The organism is Bacillus sp. FSL R5-0712, from assembly GCF_038593285.1.
GTDB classification, from domain to species: Bacteria; Bacillota; Bacilli; order Bacillales; family Bacillaceae; genus Bacillus; species Bacillus safensis.
This window is the reverse complement of record NZ_CP151981.1, coordinates 1725149-1741748: the sequence shown is the minus strand read 5'-3', so window position 1 is coordinate 1741748 and position 16600 is coordinate 1725149. Positions and strand designations below refer to the sequence as shown.

The 16600-nt window shown below is 37.8% G+C and carries 17 protein-coding genes and 2 pseudogenes; 3 read left to right on the top strand and 16 right to left on the bottom strand.

The window, feature by feature from the left end:
• The first annotated feature begins 7 nt into the window (after window positions 1–7).
• The gene (locus NSU11_RS08665; RefSeq protein WP_149126624.1) at window positions 8–703 is read left to right on the top strand and encodes a YoaK family protein; all 696 of its coding nucleotides are present in this window, start codon (window positions 8–10) and stop codon (window positions 701–703) included.
• A gap of 727 nt (window positions 704–1430) precedes the next feature.
• Here NSU11_RS08665 and NSU11_RS08660 read toward each other — a convergent pair.
• The gene (locus NSU11_RS08660) at window positions 1431–2543 is read right to left on the bottom strand and encodes a tetratricopeptide repeat protein (protein WP_151039499.1); all 1113 of its coding nucleotides are present in this window, start codon (window positions 2541–2543) and stop codon (window positions 1431–1433) included.
• A gap of 543 nt (window positions 2544–3086) precedes the next feature.
• Between NSU11_RS08660 and NSU11_RS08655 the strand changes: the two genes are divergently transcribed.
• Window positions 3087–3458, top strand: a complete 372-nt coding sequence (locus tag NSU11_RS08655) for an iron chaperone (RefSeq protein ID WP_206533830.1) — start codon at window positions 3087–3089, stop codon at window positions 3456–3458.
• A gap of 52 nt (window positions 3459–3510) precedes the next feature.
• On the opposite strand, the gene NSU11_RS08650 is transcribed toward NSU11_RS08655, so the two are convergent.
• Window positions 3511–4092, bottom strand: a complete 582-nt coding sequence (locus tag NSU11_RS08650) for an undecaprenyl-diphosphatase (protein WP_342493878.1) — start codon at window positions 4090–4092, stop codon at window positions 3511–3513.
• A 228-nt stretch (window positions 4093–4320) separates the two neighbouring features.
• On the opposite strand from NSU11_RS08650, the gene NSU11_RS08645 reads away from it, so the two are divergent.
• Window positions 4321–4782 (top strand): macro domain-containing protein, encoded by a 462-nt coding sequence (locus NSU11_RS08645; RefSeq protein WP_024425107.1) that lies wholly within the window; start codon window positions 4321–4323, stop codon window positions 4780–4782.
• Window positions 4783–4846: 64 nt separating this feature from the next.
• Here the strand turns inward: NSU11_RS08645 and NSU11_RS08640 are convergent, their stop codons facing one another.
• The 14 genes and pseudogenes from NSU11_RS08640 to NSU11_RS08575 all read right to left on the bottom strand — a co-directional run.
• A complete protein-coding gene (locus tag NSU11_RS08640; protein WP_024425106.1) occupies window positions 4847–5323 on the bottom strand; it encodes an immunity protein YezG family protein in 477 nt (158 codons plus the stop codon).
• A gap of 3 nt (window positions 5324–5326) precedes the next feature.
• On the bottom strand, window positions 5327–7252 hold the full coding sequence (locus tag NSU11_RS08635; RefSeq protein ID WP_024425105.1) for a T7SS effector LXG polymorphic toxin: 1926 nt from the start codon (window positions 7250–7252) through the stop codon (window positions 5327–5329).
• Window positions 7253–7628: 376 nt separating this feature from the next.
• A complete protein-coding gene (locus NSU11_RS08630) occupies window positions 7629–8048 on the bottom strand; it encodes a hypothetical protein (RefSeq protein WP_024425104.1) in 420 nt (139 codons plus the stop codon).
• A gap of 231 nt (window positions 8049–8279) precedes the next feature.
• Window positions 8280–8912: a hypothetical protein gene (locus tag NSU11_RS08625; RefSeq protein ID WP_024425103.1), complete on the bottom strand. Its 633-nt coding sequence runs from the start codon at window positions 8910–8912 to the stop codon at window positions 8280–8282.
• A 315-nt stretch (window positions 8913–9227) separates the two neighbouring features.
• Window positions 9228–10225 (bottom strand): annotated as a pseudogene (locus NSU11_RS08620) (XkdF-like putative serine protease domain-containing protein); the annotation flags it as partial.
• 37 nt (window positions 10226–10262) lie between these two features.
• Entirely contained in the window at window positions 10263–10913 is a 651-nt protein-coding gene (locus NSU11_RS08615) for a hypothetical protein (RefSeq protein WP_024425102.1), read from the bottom strand.
• Between the two features lie 42 nt (window positions 10914–10955).
• Window positions 10956–11465 carry a phage minor head protein gene (locus NSU11_RS08610; RefSeq protein WP_024425101.1) on the bottom strand — a complete coding sequence of 170 codons (510 nt, stop codon included), beginning with the start codon at window positions 11463–11465 and terminating at the stop codon, window positions 10956–10958.
• Window positions 11466–11480: 15 nt separating this feature from the next.
• Entirely contained in the window at window positions 11481–11657 is a 177-nt protein-coding gene (locus NSU11_RS08605) for a ParB N-terminal domain-containing protein (protein ID WP_258011175.1), read from the bottom strand.
• A gap of 648 nt (window positions 11658–12305) precedes the next feature.
• Window positions 12306–12674 (bottom strand): nuclear transport factor 2 family protein, encoded by a 369-nt coding sequence (locus NSU11_RS08600; RefSeq protein ID WP_024425099.1) that lies wholly within the window; start codon window positions 12672–12674, stop codon window positions 12306–12308.
• A gap of 317 nt (window positions 12675–12991) precedes the next feature.
• Window positions 12992–13336, bottom strand: a complete 345-nt coding sequence (locus NSU11_RS08595) for a hypothetical protein (RefSeq protein ID WP_024425098.1) — start codon at window positions 13334–13336, stop codon at window positions 12992–12994.
• A gap of 91 nt (window positions 13337–13427) precedes the next feature.
• Entirely contained in the window at window positions 13428–13607 is a 180-nt protein-coding gene (locus tag NSU11_RS08590; RefSeq protein WP_024425097.1) for a hypothetical protein, read from the bottom strand.
• A gap of 468 nt (window positions 13608–14075) precedes the next feature.
• A complete protein-coding gene (locus tag NSU11_RS08585; protein WP_024425096.1) occupies window positions 14076–14480 on the bottom strand; it encodes a hypothetical protein in 405 nt (134 codons plus the stop codon).
• 73 nt (window positions 14481–14553) lie between these two features.
• Window positions 14554–14937 (bottom strand): immunity 22 family protein, encoded by a 384-nt coding sequence (locus NSU11_RS08580; protein ID WP_024425095.1) that lies wholly within the window; start codon window positions 14935–14937, stop codon window positions 14554–14556.
• Window positions 14938–15370: 433 nt separating this feature from the next.
• Window positions 15371–16542, bottom strand: a pseudogene (locus tag NSU11_RS08575) (T7SS effector LXG polymorphic toxin); the annotation flags it as partial.
• Window positions 16543–16600 lie beyond the last annotated feature (58 nt).

Sequence of the window (16600 nt, the reverse complement as noted above, 5' to 3'; positions counted from 1 at the left end):
GAAAGGGTTGACTATTTTGACCGCACATTCATTTCGAAATACAGCTTTGATTTTCTTATGTCTTTCCGCAGGAATTGTGGATGTGATTGGCTATTTAAGCCTAGGGCATGTGTTTACAGCCAATATGACAGGTAATATTGTGCTGCTTGGCATTGCTGCAGGAAGCTCCTTGCAGCTAACAGCCCTTCATTCGATCATTGCTCTAAGTGGATTCGTTTTAGGGGTTTTACTTGCAGTTGTGATAGGCGGAAATCACGAGAAAACGTTTTGGCCAAAAGCCGTTACACGCATTTTTATCATCGAATTGATGATTTTGCTTCTATTTGCTCTCATGACCATTTTCCCTTATACACAAGGTGCTTACTTTATGCTGATCATCCTTTTAAGTATGGCTATGGGCATGCAAACGGCGGCCGCACGTAAATTGAATGTTGCTGGCATTTCCACAACCGTTCTCACGAGTACACTTGCTAATCTATTTGAAGATGCAGCCCAGCGTATATCATACCGGGAAAAAAGAAAGGCCCCTATCCAGCTTGTAAGCTTGATGCGAATAGGCTCTATTGTCTTCTACTGCCTAGGTGCAGCTATTGCTGCATACACAGATCGTTACGATCCGTTTATTATCATATGGCTGCCGATCATCATTCTAGGCATCATTGTGATCACTGCTGGATTGAAGCACTTTCACCAATTGAAATAGCCTCTCTTTAGGGGGCTATTTCAATTATTGTGATCTTACACTAATAACTCCTTACATAAAAACCAGGAGGGCGTCCCATGATGAACGTTGAACCATATGGATATCCAGAAAATGTCCCGAATCCTCCGTACCCGGGAAAACCGCCTAAGCCAGAGAATACACCAGGGCTCAAATAATACCCGCCAAAGCCGATATGGGAACCAACCGGCCCAATATGTGCCCCACCTCCGCTAAAACCGCCTCCATGAAAACCACCATAAACCCGTGGATACATACAATCACCTGCCTTCGAATCAGACCTTATCTCATCATATGCATGACGGATGGGCGGTGCTCCTGCTTTTTCTTTCCTTCTATGTACATTAGACCAATTTGATAAAATTTGAATGAAAAGTCCTGCAAAAAATTAAATTAAGCAAAGAAAAGTGACCTTTTTAACTTGTTGCTCTGCCCTATGTTTATTTAGAATAATGGAGCAGGTAATAAATTTGCACACCCCCTTTGTTGCGAATTCTTCTTATTAAACGTTCTTGCAGCGTTTAATAAGAAGAGCCTATTAAAACACAAAAAACCCTTGCTGACGATCATCAACAAGGGCGAGAGAAAAAGATATTAACCACCAATGATTTTTTCTGCAACTTCGAATGAACCCGCAACGTTTTGCGATAGAACAGTCGCAGCGACCGCTAAACCGACAACGAATAATACTTTTAATCCTGTTTTCATCTTAAATCAACCCCATTCTTTTCATATGTAAATCCGCTTCTAAACTTTTGTTCAAGTAAAAAACAGACTGCTCATAAAGTGCTTGCTTTTCACAATATTTTGCTGCAAATTGTGATAGCTCTTTTACTTCATGATATTCATTCTTTTCTTCTAACTTTCTTAATTTCTCATCAATTTGCTGAAATCTTTGTGGCGCATGCGTTAAGTAAAGATCATGTACGATGCCTATTTTTAGCTGAAACACTTCATGAGAAGCATCTTTTATTCTGGCATATGCAGCCTCTATATATTGGCTTGCACGCTGCTTTTCACCAATCACACAGAGTTCCCGGCTGATCAGATACGTAGAATGGAAAAAGAAATCTGAATCATAATACTCTTGATGGGACAGTGCTTTTTCAAGATGAAGTATCGATTCCTTCGGTTTATTCCAAAATGAATATAAAATGGCCACATTGTGATGAAGCTGAGCCAGCATAAAATCATCCTGCTCGCTTGTCAAAACTTCTTCTGCCAGACGATAATTCTCAAGCGCCTCTTCATACCGGCCGATCTCCGTTAGATTCGCTGCTATAAGAGAGTATGAAAGGGCCGTTCTTCTTTCATACTGCTTGTGCCGCTTATAGACGTGCAGCGCTCTGCGGATATAGCTTAATGAGAGCATGATATGACTGAGACGGTAATAAAGCCATGCCACTTTAAAATCGAAATCAGCACGTTCTATCTCACTTGGAATTTTATCTAAGAGCTTTTCAGCACTTTGATACATCTGCAATGCAACCTCATAATTACCTTGATGCTGCTCATACACACCCTCATAAAAATCAAAATAATAGGCAAGACGGTTAGACAGGTCATCTTCTTTTTTTCCATAATGACCCTCTATGCTTTTCGTTGAAACATTGCCCTTTTGCCCTCTTAAATTGTACATCAGAATGTGATGTCTCTTCTCAAGAAGAGAATAGTATATGAGGATATCCGCATCATCAATTTCCTCTACCGCTTGTTTCGCTTTGGCAAATAACCGTTCTGCCTCATCTGCATGATCTTTTTTGATTTCCATGTTCCAGTCATTTAATAGTGATGCCAATTCCGCAACAGGAACTTTGCTCATTCTACACCCCCAATCACCTTCAGCTGCAACACATATTTCACTAAATATGGAACTTCTATTAGCAATTGCTAATTAGTCCATTTGACATCATTTTAATATGAATCACTTGAATCTTCAATAACCGTTTCCATTGAAAGTGCGTTTCTTTCTCCTAGTCAATGATATTTGCGAAAAAATTCCGCCTTTTTTAAAAATAAACATCTTGAGATGAAATGAAAAAAGCGCAATGCCGAAGCCTTTCTAATCTTATGATGGTTCATAGCAGCTTTTCATTTATCCAATTTCTATATATAATATGATCAATCACTTACACGCCTCAGTAGCTCTAGAAGGGAAGAGCGCCGTAAAACAAATTGTAGCTGGCGGGTCGCAAGGCAAGGGTTTCAGAAGCACCGAAAAGCACATGAGCTGAGACAGGTGAAATTCCTGTCGGTGAAATTCCGTAGGGAAGCGTGTTGCCCCTAGCCTATGCTTACGAAAGGAGTGCGGGTTCGAATCCCGTCTGAGGCTTATGAGGTAGATGGATTGGGAGGATAAAATATCATGCATGTGTTTGAAGAATATATCAGCAAAATCGGTAACCCAGAGCTGAAGCAGCGCACTCAAGACATCTTACAATGGGTAGAAGACACATTCCCTCAATTAGAGCCAAGAATTGCTTGGAATCAGCCCATGTTCACAAATCACGGCACATTTATTATTGGGTTTAGCGTGGCAAAACATCACATTTCTGTCGCACCAGAAGCAAAAGGAATTGATCAATTTTCAGCTGACATTGTACAAGCTGGGTACGATCATGGGAAAAATCTGTTTCGCATGAAAGAAAGCTTGTCAGTTGATTATCCTCTCCTAAAAAAAATCATCGAATTTAATATCGAAGACAAAGCGGATTGTTCAACGTTTTGGCGAAAATAAACAGTACCCCGATCTCAGCGTTAGCAGATCGGGGTATTTTGCTGCAACAATATTATTTTGTTCTCTTCCCTACCAATTTTTGTTCAACCCATTCATAACATGACAAAAGGGCATCAACGCTCTTTTGGCATATCGGCAAATATACAACGGCGACGGCTGTTAAACACGCTATAGCAGCTCCTGCTAATACATCAAATGGATAATGAACACCTACCCAAATCCTTGAAAAACCAACAGCACACGCAATGATCAGCCAATACATATGGCGTTTGTGAAACAGCCAAAAGATCACACAAATCGAAAAAATAAAGATGGTATGATCACTCGGAAACGAGTTATTCACTTCCTTTTGAATCAAAAGATTGACGTGGCTCATTTCTGCAAAGGGCTGCTGATTAAAATAAAACACCCCAGCGATTTTCCCAAGTAACTCGGCGAGTACGAAGGTCAGTCCGGCAGAAACGACCATCGCCCTATTGTACCTGCTGCGATTTTGAAACCATACGAACAGACACACAAGCGCTGCCAGCAGCACTGTATATTCAGCTAGTCCAATAAATATTGGATTCAAGTAACCATGATCGATACTGAGCTCATTCACCCGCCTAAATAAATCTTCATTAAGTCCCTGCATCTCATTTCATCCCTTTTTACTTGATTTACGATAAGGATAATTGAAATGAGATGTCTGCCTCCATCGATCGAACGAACAAACCATGGAATCATATGACATGTTTGTCACTTTGCTGTCACCTGAACATCGTGTACTAACTAAAAACTCATCAAAGGCTATTAAATCACAGGAACAAAACTGTTATAATAGAACGTAAGTTTGCATTTTATCAAAAAGGGGTTACTGCATATGATCAAAACGGTAGACGGCAATATATTAGAGGCAAGCGAAGACATCATTTGTCACCAAGTGAACTGTAAAGGAGTCATGGGAGCTGGATTAGCAAAACAGATCAAAAGCAAATATCCGAATGTGTTCAAAGATTATAAACAGTTATGTACAGAACAAGGAGATGACTTGTTAAGCTCCGTTCAACTCATCACAACAAAAGACGGAAAAACAATTGCCAACTTATTTGCCCAAGCTGGATACGGAAGAACAAGAAAGCAAACAGACTACGATGCCTTACGCAGCTGCTTTCAACATCTAAAGGATACAGTGACACAATCACCTGAAGAGAAAAAACAAACGTCCATCGCCATTCCATACGGGATCGGCTGCGGATTGGCTGGCGGCGATTGGACGATTGTGGAAGAGATGATTGAAGAGGTGCTGGGTGATTGTGAGGTGACGGTTTATCGGTTTAGATAATGGAAATGAGGTTTTATGAAACATATATGAGAAATACCCTCCTTAAATTGGAGGGTATTGTGCGTTAGTTATCTTCTTTATTTTTTTCATAAATTAATACGGCTTCTTTATCTTCTTCATCGTCGGGTAAAAATCCGAACGTTTCATATTCCCAAACTGCGATTCTTTGATCACCATCAATGCCTAATGAATAAATATCTTCGTACCCATACTCAATCGAGAATTTCCCTGGTTGCTCCATTTTTAAAATTGCTGTCGACCAATCTCCAAATCCATTTTTTACATATTCCTTTTTTAAGTCTTCAAAAGAATGGAGAAGTTTTAATAATAACTCTTTATAAATAGAGTTGCTAACACTATACTTTTCAGGAATATTATGACCATATATTAATTCTTCATTGCCTGGGTTGCAGAAATAAAAATTCACTTCTGACGAATCATCCACGATTTCTGCATACATCCAAACTTTATCCCATTCTACAGGAATCATTTCATTTATTATTTCCGCTATTTCTTTATAGTTTTCTTCTATTTTTTCCATACTTCAACCTCCTGGCTTGTTTTTAATAGTTCTAAATCTCTTATGGTCTCCGATTTTATATTCTACAAGAAACTCTGCAGGTCTTAATGAATCATTCATATAGACAGGTTCAATTTTAACCTCTACATGCTTTGGAGGGTCAGCCGTTAATGCTTTTTTCCACTTCTGCTCCATCTCATACCATTTCCCACCACTACGATTAATTTGTGAATTCATCGGAAGTAGGTTATCAATATCCCCTGAACCTTTAAAAATAGTTGCAATCAAGTGACCTCCATCATCATCCATTAATCGATCTGGCTTACCTGAATTGGATTGGGCATATTGGTTTCTTTTGACCTCTCCGTATTTTAAATCACTTGCTTCGACTTTGACAATACGTCCGTAGTGATCAGTTGTGTAGGTGTAGCCTTGCTTTGTTGAATAAACAACATTTGGTTTTAATACTTTTTTACGTTTCCATCTCACATAGTGATCTCCGTAGCTAACAATAGTCGGTGGTGATTTTGGTGCCGGTAATCGTCTGCCTGTTTTAGAGATACCGTATCCTGAATTGTTATCTAGGCGCTTTGCCATAGAGAGGAGTTTATTTTTGAGATTTTCTCCGTCAAACACGTTATACGGCAGCTTCGGGCCGCCAGCCATTTGAAACTTTGGTGAGTATGGCAATAGATTCGGAATAGAGACTCTGTCTAATGATCTTGCTCCTTGTTCAAGCCCTTTCTTCACCGTCGTTTTAGCTGCTGTTGTCCCCGTTTTTGTAATGGCACCTGCCCCTTTAGGGCCAAAGACGATTTCTGCTAGAGAACCAGTCGCATAGGCGAACCAGTGTGATCGAGAATATGCATCACCATCGATGACTTCTTTTTGGAATGAATCTGAAATCGACTTTCCAATCGCTTTCGACGTTTCAATTGGATGTGAAACAGCCGTTACGACCGATTCAACGGCACCTCCAGGATCTGTCACAAGATCGTAGATGCCAACTACTGTATCTTTGGCTACATCATATAGACCAACTGCTGCACCTTTTACAACATCAACGAACCCCTCTGATGCTTCTTCCTGCGCTTTGATCTGGAGAAGCTGGCTGTAATACATTTTTTGATCGTAAGAAAGGTTTTCATATCCAATTTCGTCTACAATCTCAAAGTATTTCTCTTCTGATATACACGAAGGATCGTTGAGTTTTTCTTTCAATTCTTTGATTCTTCGTTTCTCTTTTTCTTCTTTTTTCACTTTTAAATATGCTTTCACCTGTGCATTGATTTTATCGTGATTCTTGTACACATCTGTCTCATGAAACGCTTTTGCATCGTAATACATGGGCTGCGCATTTTTTCCTTTTCCTGTAGCAGCCATCATTTTTGCATAAAAAGTTGCGAGGTGTTTTTCGATCGCTTCTGATTTTGCGTATTCTGTTTTTAGCTCATGATCTATTTTATGTAAAACCTCAATTGCATCTTTTCTTTTTTTGTTCGCATCATCTAAATGTTCATTGACCTCTTTACTTGAAAATACATTCAGTTCTATGAGATCACTGATGTCATCAAAAATAGTGGATAAGGCTTCTTTTTGTTCGTTGACCATATCTTTATTATTCTGAATCCCTTGTTTCAGTTGAGCGTCTAAGAAATGCTCATCAATAAATGTACTCCCGCCTAACGATTCATCATCAAGCTTTCCTTTTACCCCATCTAAAAAAGCTTTTTGCATATCAATAAAATCAAGATAAGTGTCTGTGTAAAGCACAAGATCCTCATAAAAGGCTTTAATATTGTCTGCACCTTTTCCAGTAAATTCATCACCTAATCCCGACACACTTTTTAATGCTATTTTCACATGCTGCATTTCGTCTCGAAGGCCCTGATAGGCTTTTGACCTTTGTTCGACAGCTGACAGTAAAGATGGAGCATCTAATATTTTCATATAAAAAAGACTCCTTTTATGGAATATTCTTTTACTAGAATACCATAAGGAGTCTTACACTTTAATCCACTTTATCGTTTTTTAACCAATTATCCTCCAGAGCTCCCTCTTGATGCGACGGTTTGGACATCATCATGTTGAGGTTGAATGAAACCATTTGTAAAGAAAAGTGTACCTAATGCTACCACAGCTATTGATAATGGAATAACTCCTTTTCCTCTAATAAATATTTCGCCCATCAACCAAGCTTTCCTCTTCTACAACAGTAAGATCAGTTACAGCGATAGCTGCTTAGATCATCAAATTTCTTGTCTATAAGAATAATATTATGAACATTCATATAGTTAAATGTCCAATGTTTTATTTCAATTCATCCTTATCTTTTTCTCTTAGTTATTAAATAAAAGGATAGCACTCTAGGATTAGGTGTAGGGTTGTGAATAGTGATTATCCATTGATCACTACGGTTGTGTATAATATCATTGAAACTTTCAATTGCATAAGCAGGCAAATAGCTTGCGATAGACCACCCTGCACTAATAGCTCTTCTACCTAACCCATTTAAACGCATCACAAGATATCCATTTCCAGGAACCTGTGTTGAATCTTGCCATAGCCAAAGGTCAAAACCATCGCCAAGATCTTCATGACGTGAATGATCAGATACATTTAATAACCCATTAACAACTTGCCTTTGTTCTCGGTTCTCTTGACGATGTACGAGTGGTTGATAAACTGGATACCCATAATTAGGAATATAATCTGCTCCTATGTTATAATTTTGATTTAAATACAACGTTGTCACTCCTCAAATTAAACAATTTGTTTTATTATATGAGGAAAATCTAGACAGGTGCTTAGTCATTTTGTAAATATCCCCATCTTCTTTAATATATCATCTAGTATTATGATTATAGAGTATCAGCAAACAATCATTCGTTGAGAATTTATTTGAGACATACTTTCTTTATCAAAGTTTCTAAAAACAAAATGAAAAAAGCAACTTCCATGTCAGAAGTTACTCTTTTTAATCTTCATCTTCAGGATCTTCGTCTACACCCAATATCAAATTCTCATCTGTAAAATACATTTCATAAAGTGTACGCTCTGTTACTTCTCCTTTTTTAATTCGTTGGTTAAGAATAAACATTAAATCTATAGGTTCACGCTCATAATAAATGCTGTCGCCTTTATCGAAATGTAGAATAGGCTTGTTTAAGTATGCATAAGATTTTGGCTTAGTAAAACACGTCCACTTCACTTGAGGATGGTTTCTTCTAATAACTTCTGCATAATAAATCCCTATATCCATTGCTATTGCATAGTCCACTTTTGCAATTTCAACTGGATTAGCCAATAAGCTCTTTTTTTCATCTTCATAAATAAAATCAGGATATTGCCTTAATTCTTCTAATTCTCTACCAATCTCTTCTTCTGATAATTCATAAATTTCAATCTGAGATAAAAACCAACTATAGATATCTATAAGTGATTCGGGAGTGAAATTAAAGTCCACCTCTTCATTAGTAACATTTTTCAAAACTTCAATCCGAAGTGGTATCTGATTAACAAACCAATCGAAGAGAATTTTAGCCTCTTTTTTTGATAAAGTTTCAAAGGATTCCATTATAATTGGTGGTTCCATTAATACATACTCCATTAAATTTCTCCCTCATATTTTAATTATTTTCGAATATTGGCTATACTGCTCTAACTCAGTTGTATTTTATGGTTTGCTTGCTCAATTCTACCAGTATTTGTACTTATAATGAAGTACTACTTTATCAATCATTCAATTTTTTAATCGGAAATCTTTAACCACTTGTTTCCTTAAAAGAATGAGAAGTTCGTATAGCCTATATTTGATACATCGATACAATTCTATTGCTCATTCAACCGCTGAATATCGATCCAAATTATTTGCAACTTGTGACCTAGACATCCCTACAGCTGCGGCCATTTCTTTTGCGACAGCTTCATCAATTTGTTTTTCTTGCGGATCAGGCTGACCGCCTTTTTCAAGGTCATCCAGACGCTTTACAACCGGTGCAATTGTATCCTCTAGCATCTTTTGCAAATCTTCTTTGTTCACGTCTTCTTCCTCCTTCTTCTCTTCCGCTTGACTCAACAGATTGTCGATAGCGGCTCTTGCATTTTTTAGCTCATTTAGATTAGCAGCTGAAAACTTTCTACCTGTTTTTGCGACTTCTTCAGGTGGATCAGTTTGAATCCCAGCCAAGTTATCAGTAAGCAAAATCTCTTGTGTGATTTCCACAAAATCTTGCAGTGCTGCTCTTACTTTTTCAGGATCAGTTTCTAAACCATCATCCTCGTAAGGGTCCCATTTATACAAAACGGAATTCAGCGCATCTTGTGCAGCCCAAAACTCACGACGCATGCGGCCTTTGTCGTATCGGTTCTTTACTTCTCCTTTTGATAAAAAGAAATTTTTGAGCAAAGAAAAAAGCCCCTTCTCATCAGAAGCTGGCTTGTGATCCTCTTGTTTTCCTATATCTGCTGTTCCGGCCATTGAATATCCGGTTGATCTCGCCCTTTTTGAATCTGTTCCCAGTTTTCATCAGATGCTTTTGTCACAAGGACCCACGATCCTTTCTTGATAACTTCATCACCTATTTCAAAATCAGATGGAGCAATGTACGATTCAACGACTTCCCCGACACCGCTTTGAAAGTCGTGCTGCTTATCAATCTCACGTGCATCCTTCAGGAACCCATGAGCGGCTTTTTCAATTTCTTCTGGTGTCATGAAATCTCCATGTGCATCAGCTACGTTTGGTTCGTATACAATTCCATACACAAGACGCTGTGCATCATCAGCTTTCGCAATGACCTTGATCTCTTTTTGAAAGTCTGGCTGCTTTTCTGACTTCATAAAAAAGAACTGCTTTTGATTAGCAGCCTTGTCCACGTATGAAACGTGTGTGATTTTTGCATTTATCAATTCGCGTGGCAATTCATTCACCTCCTTTCAAAAGAAAAAGACCTTCTTTTTAAGAAGGCTCACTTTTTTTGTTTAGTTTTATAATATTATCAAGATATACAGCTAACTCTTCACATGTTCTAACAAATTTCTCTTCAACATCTCTTGTCAATGGTTTTGAAAAATAAAAAGGAAGCCTCCTAGTATCCGTAATAATTTTAGCTACTGTACTATTAATAATTTTACGCTGTTCTAACAAATCAATAATAGAAGGTATATCAATATCTTTGAAACTCATTTTTTCAACTTTCGTTTCAACAGTCACGTACAATTCAATAATAGTCATATCAAGGAAATTTAAATACTCATGGACACGGTTTTCAAGCTTATTACTCTTTGCAATTTGCTTTTTGGAGACTTTGGGTATTTCAGGCTTTTCTGTTTCATTGTTATTAACACCCTTATTTTCATCCGTTTCCAAATTTTGATCAATATCCGATTTCAACTCTTCTTTAATTTCCCCTTCAATTTCTTCTAGTTTGTTCCTAATAAAATTAAGTTCAAAGCCTCCATATTTTATCGTTGCTATATCTTGAATAAGATCTGTAATGGGCCTTTTCAACATGGCGATAACAATAATTATTAGGATCGGCCATATCATCGATGTAAAAATAGTTATAAATCCATTAAACATAGAAGATATTAATTCATAAACATTCATAAGTTCTCCTCATTCCCAAAGTAATGAGGATATTATACTATTTCATTCCATGTTTTGTAAGACTCTTCTTCTAATCTCTTCTTTTTCCTCAGCTGACAAACCCAAAATGACTGGGTCAACCACAGGACCAACCGCACAATGACAATTTACTCGCTCTTTTGGCGTGAGCTGTGTATCTCTCGGAAACATGCACAGCTCTCCGCTTCCTGGTATCTCAAATTCTTCATCGAGTGGAATGATCGTGCCGTCCAGCTGCACATGACTATCCCTCGACTGATTCTTTTTCCCGCCACTGTGCTTCCACTTCTTCCCCGTTACAGCTGGATATTGTACATAAGATTCATGTTGAGCAACAGAAGAAGCCGTCAACACTTCTGTTACAGCTGTCACACGTGCGCGCTTTCGACTGACCTCTAAATCCTTCAGCAGTTCAGTAAGTTTATACTCATCCCATTCACCGTCTATCTTATTCAATGCGATATTCAGTGCTTTTTCATCTTGTTCATTAAGCGATACAACTGATACAGGAATATCACTTGGATTGTCCTCCATCAATACTTTGAAACGTTAATGACCTCCAACGAGATGTCCAGTCCGTTCATTCCAGATAAGCGGATCAACGTATCCAAACTTTTCTATAGATTGTTTTAGTGAATCGTACTCGTGATCTCCTGGCTGCAGATCGATGCGGGGATTATATGGTGTAGGATTAATTTTATGTACGGGGATTGTTTTAATATTCATGATATATCGCCTCCAATAAAAAAACACCCTATCTTCTAAGGTGTCTGGTACTTATTTAAAACTTCTATTTGGAATTTCATCTAAACATTCTTGTAGTAATCGTTTATATCTAATCAAAACTTTGTTCTCTTTTCTATCAACAAAGTTTTGCATTTTCCAAATTCCCAAAGTTAAAAAAGAAACATACAAGATCATAAATGTAGGCGCATGTACATTTAATTTTTCAACTATAGTGATACCATGATTCATCATACTTCCAAATAAAAAAGACATGATTGAAAAAAGTGCTGTTTCAAAATAATAGAATATGAAGCCTCCTGAAGGTGAAGCTCATTGTACATTGACACAAAGTACCTAACTTTTAACGATTAGATTTATGACTAATTGGCAATAGTAACATGTTCTTTTCGCATTCCGGCAATCGGGACAAGAACTTGTACCGATAAAATAAAAAGCCGCTAAAATAGCGACTTCAATGGGGACCATGTTCTTGTCCCTCGACAATCTTTAATAAACGGAGCAAATTTGTCCCTGGACAATTTTCTGTACCATTCGTACCATTCATACGGAGTATCCCTCAACCGTGTTTAACCTCACATCGTGTCAGTTTTAAGTGCATGTGATTGATGTTCTTGTCCCTGGACATCTTTAATCAATCTTACATGGTCTAAAAGTTTCATGTTTAGCTTCATACTCTTCTATTAATCGGATTTTATTTCCATCAAATCTAATCTTTGATATACCATCAAATGAATAAAGTTGTTCTTCTTTTGCTTTAAAATACCATTCTACAAAAAATAAGGTATCATTTACTTGATGAATATTTTTTATCTTCCATTCTAAGACAACTTGCTTCAGTAACATTTTTTTGATCCACAAATGGACTTCCTCTATACCCACATACATTGCTCCATAACATTCGCGGTAGATAATATCATCAGAAAAATACGTATCTAAAAACGTAAAATCTCTAGTTACCCACATAAAGAAATATTCTTTTATAATTTCTTCTTTCATAAGTACTCCTCTATTTTTTAATTAAGCGCAGTTCTTAACTAGTGTTTTGAATCTATTATATCAAAATGAACAAAAAAAAAGTTCTTGGTTGGAATTTATGTCATTCTACACTCATTCGCTTTATTGGTGCACTTTAAAGCCTTGTTATAGTTGCTTTATGCATCTTTTTCCCAAATTGTTTCAAATAAATCCCGATGTATTTACTCTGTTCAAATGATGTAAATTCGTTGGTTTCGTTAATTTCATTCATAAGAAATCACCTCCTAAACATATATCGGAGGTGATTTGGAAATTTTCAGGTTTTCACTGAATTGGTTCTATTTAATGTAAAATTCGCTAGTGTAGAATGTTCCCAGAGTTGCAACATGATTGCCCTTTTTGTCGTAACGTTCTACATCCACTCTAAAGCGATAAGTACCTTTTTTGTTACCAAATGACCCTTTGATGTCAAATTGATCATAAAGTTTTTCACCTGGGTTAAGGGGGTTCGGGGAATTTGTTTTAATTGTCTCCCACTTTCCATTCACCTTTCTTTGTGGAATAAGGTTGGGACCAGCACTAAAGTCATTGTGGTTTTGTACTGCAATTCGTACGACCTTATCCTCTCCAATTTTGTGATTAGCTTTTGTCGGGTTTGCCGACACTCCAAATCCTGATGCCATGCTCATCATCTCCCTTTTTATATTTTTGCGCTCCTATCCCTCACCAAAGCACGTGCAGCCATACACCCAAAAGACGACTGTTCCCATCAAATCATCGTTTCCTCCGGATACGGCCGCCTTGTCTTTGATACGTTTCGCGTCTCGTTCCCATGATTTCTTCCCAATCCCTATTGGTAATGGGATCATCGTTCTCCTTCTTTCTATTAGAACCAGGAGCAATGCTTTTAAATTGCTTTAATGTCTCTTTAGAAACAGAATCCCTGATCTTCATGTTCATACTCTCCTTGCCGAATAAGCACCACCTTACGCTATAGATTTTGCAATGATGACTACACTCCGAGAGGATGCCAAGTACAGTCAATCATCAAGTAAAATGAAAAACTGTCCTCGATACGGCTGCCGCAGACCAGCTGCTATCCAGGCTCAGAATGTCCCTCTCGTATGGCCACATTCCTCAACACCTTTGTTCCGTATCCAGATACGCCATTGATAAGGGAAAGACGCGTCTCCCAATAAAAAAAAGCGGACACCAATCAAGGCACTTAAAATGCTCAATGATCAGCGTCCGCAGGTTCTTCCTTCTGGACAAAATATTCACGTTCGTTTTGCTTGTCTCTATCATACAATGATCCGCTTATGAAAAAAGGTCCCCTTTTTATCCCCCTTTTTGTCGGTTTTTTCTCGGTTCTTTCTCTGCAATGCAAATAAAAAAGTGCCCATAAAGATGGACACTCTAGTTTTAAAAATCATGTTCAAAATCGATGTCATATAAATCAACCCATTCAACAAAATCAGGCATAGTTTTTGTACTTAAAAAGTGTTTAACAATTCTATATGCTTCTTCTCGACTTACATAACTGCATGATGGTACCTTCATTGGTTCTCCACCAACCAAATGCTCTATTGTTTCTATTTCAACATCCTTATTCAAAGGGACTAAATAATCAGGATGTCTCATGATAAAGAATCCATATGGCTCATCATAAAAGAAAATAAGCCATTCATCTTCTCCTTCTATCTCAAAACAAGAATCTCCACTTCCTTGTTTCCAATAATCCGCTTCTTTTTCAAAGAAAATATTTTTAATAAATTCTTCTTCTGGGTTTTCAACTGATTCTTCAACTGGTCCAATGTATACAATCATGAGCTTTTCCCCCTAGAGAAAGAACGTCAAAAAGCACCTATTGCCATTTGAGCAAGTAAGTGCTTTATATTGATCAATCTACGTATTCTGCTGTACCAATAAACTGTAGTGTGTACTCACCTTTATCTACTGAATTAACAGCCAAACCGTCTTTCTCATAATTATAATTATAAATTAAAATAATAGTATTATACTTAGAGTTTAATTGGATATCATTAAATTGTTTTATCAATTGATCATCATATGAGAAATCAACCAGAAGTTCTTTTATATCATCTTCAGCTTCTGGAATCCAATCTTTTTCAATTAAACTCCTATCATAATAACCCAGTTTAAATTCTTTCTCAAAAATAGATGGAATGCTATCACCGTCATCGTTATACATAACTTTTGTGTAATTTTCGACCTTATCAAAATCACTAAAGTTTCCCAACCACAAAGAAACATCATTTTTCATTGTATTACCTCCTTAGCCCTTCCGGTAAATCCTGAACTCCATTTTTCATTCGTTTACTCGCCCATTCATTTAACTCTCTAACAAAACTTTCATAATCAGGAGCAGTATCAATAATTTTTAATATTTCATTATGTGCTTTAGTAGAGCCCCGTCCTCCATGCCGTCCAGGAGGATTAACAAATTCAACATCTTTAGTTAGCGTCCTCAATTCTTTTATGCGATCCATACTCACATCCCACTTTTTAAATTGAGGTGTTCTTGCTACAAGATGCCACTCGTGGTAGCCTCCTGGTTGTCTGATCCTATCTTCAATTTTACTTCTCAAAGCAGGAACATTCCACGCTTTCTCAAATTCATCGACTGATAATTTATCAAACCACTTATTAAATTCTTTATTTCTAACAGAAGGAATATCAGTGCTCTTGCCAGCTTCCTTTACCCCCATTTTCCCCTGAAAACCTTTCGCCCCAAACGGTAAAAGCATTGCAAGCGCAGCATTCATACTTGCTTCCTGCTGTTCTTTCGAGACCTTATTTCCAAACATATCTCGACCTGTAATCGCTTCGCTGAAGCCGTTGGTGGCGGTGAGCCCGTATAAACCTTTTTGTGATATTTTCAAGGCATCAAAAGATTTTTGTGACGTCTTGTAGATGTCGACCGCTCTTACTGCGGCTGACGTGGCTTGGGTGGTTTTATAGACGGCTTTCCCGCCTTTAAAAATGCGTCCTGCCCAGCCGACGATAGGGATATAACCGGCTGCTGCCATTCCACCTGCCGCGACTCGTTGGCCTGCCGTAAGCTTTTCGCCTGTGATTGGATCGACGCCTGTAGCTGCTCGTTTTGCATCATTCACACCGGTTAGCTCATTGACAATGTTTCCCCCATAATCAAGGGCTTTTTCATACCAAGGACGGTTGGCGAGCGCTTCTTGTTCCTTCGCAATCTTTCGGGCTTCTTCTTGTTCTTTTTTGATTTTCAGATATTCAGCAGTTTGCTTTTCAATATCGCTTTTTGCCTTGTAGATTTCGCTATTTTGATAGGCTTTCTTGTCAAAATTCATAGGCGAAATCGCTTTTCCGTCATTTGTCGCATTCATCATTTCAGCGTACAATGCCATTGTAGCTTGCTGCTCCGTCTCTGACAAAGCATATTCATCTTTTAAATTTTGATCAAGCTCTCTTAGTTCTTTGACCGTCTTTTTTCGTTCATCTTCCGCATCTTCTATTTTTTCATCAAAGGTTTGGCTATCAAATACCTCTAGGGAAATGAGGTCATCAATGTCTTGAAAAATCGTTTTGAGTGCCTTTTTTTGATCTTTCACAATGCTTTTGGCATTCTTGATGCCCATATGTACTGCGTTGTCTAAAAAGTGTTCTTCTACAAAGGTATCGCCGCCAAAGCTCGTATCATCCAGTGTCCCAGAAACACCTTCATGAAAGGCTTTTTGTTTATCAATGAAGCTGATAAACATGTCTACATTTCCAGCAAGCTCTTTATAGAAACTTTTAATATTATCTGCACCTTTCCCAGTGAAATCATCACCGAGATTGGCCACACCTTGTTTTGTTCGCGGAGTTCCTGGTAGTGTTTTGCCCTTGTGTCCATGGCACTTGTTAGTGCTTTTGCATCAAGTATCTTCCCCAGCAGAATTCACTCCTTCCCA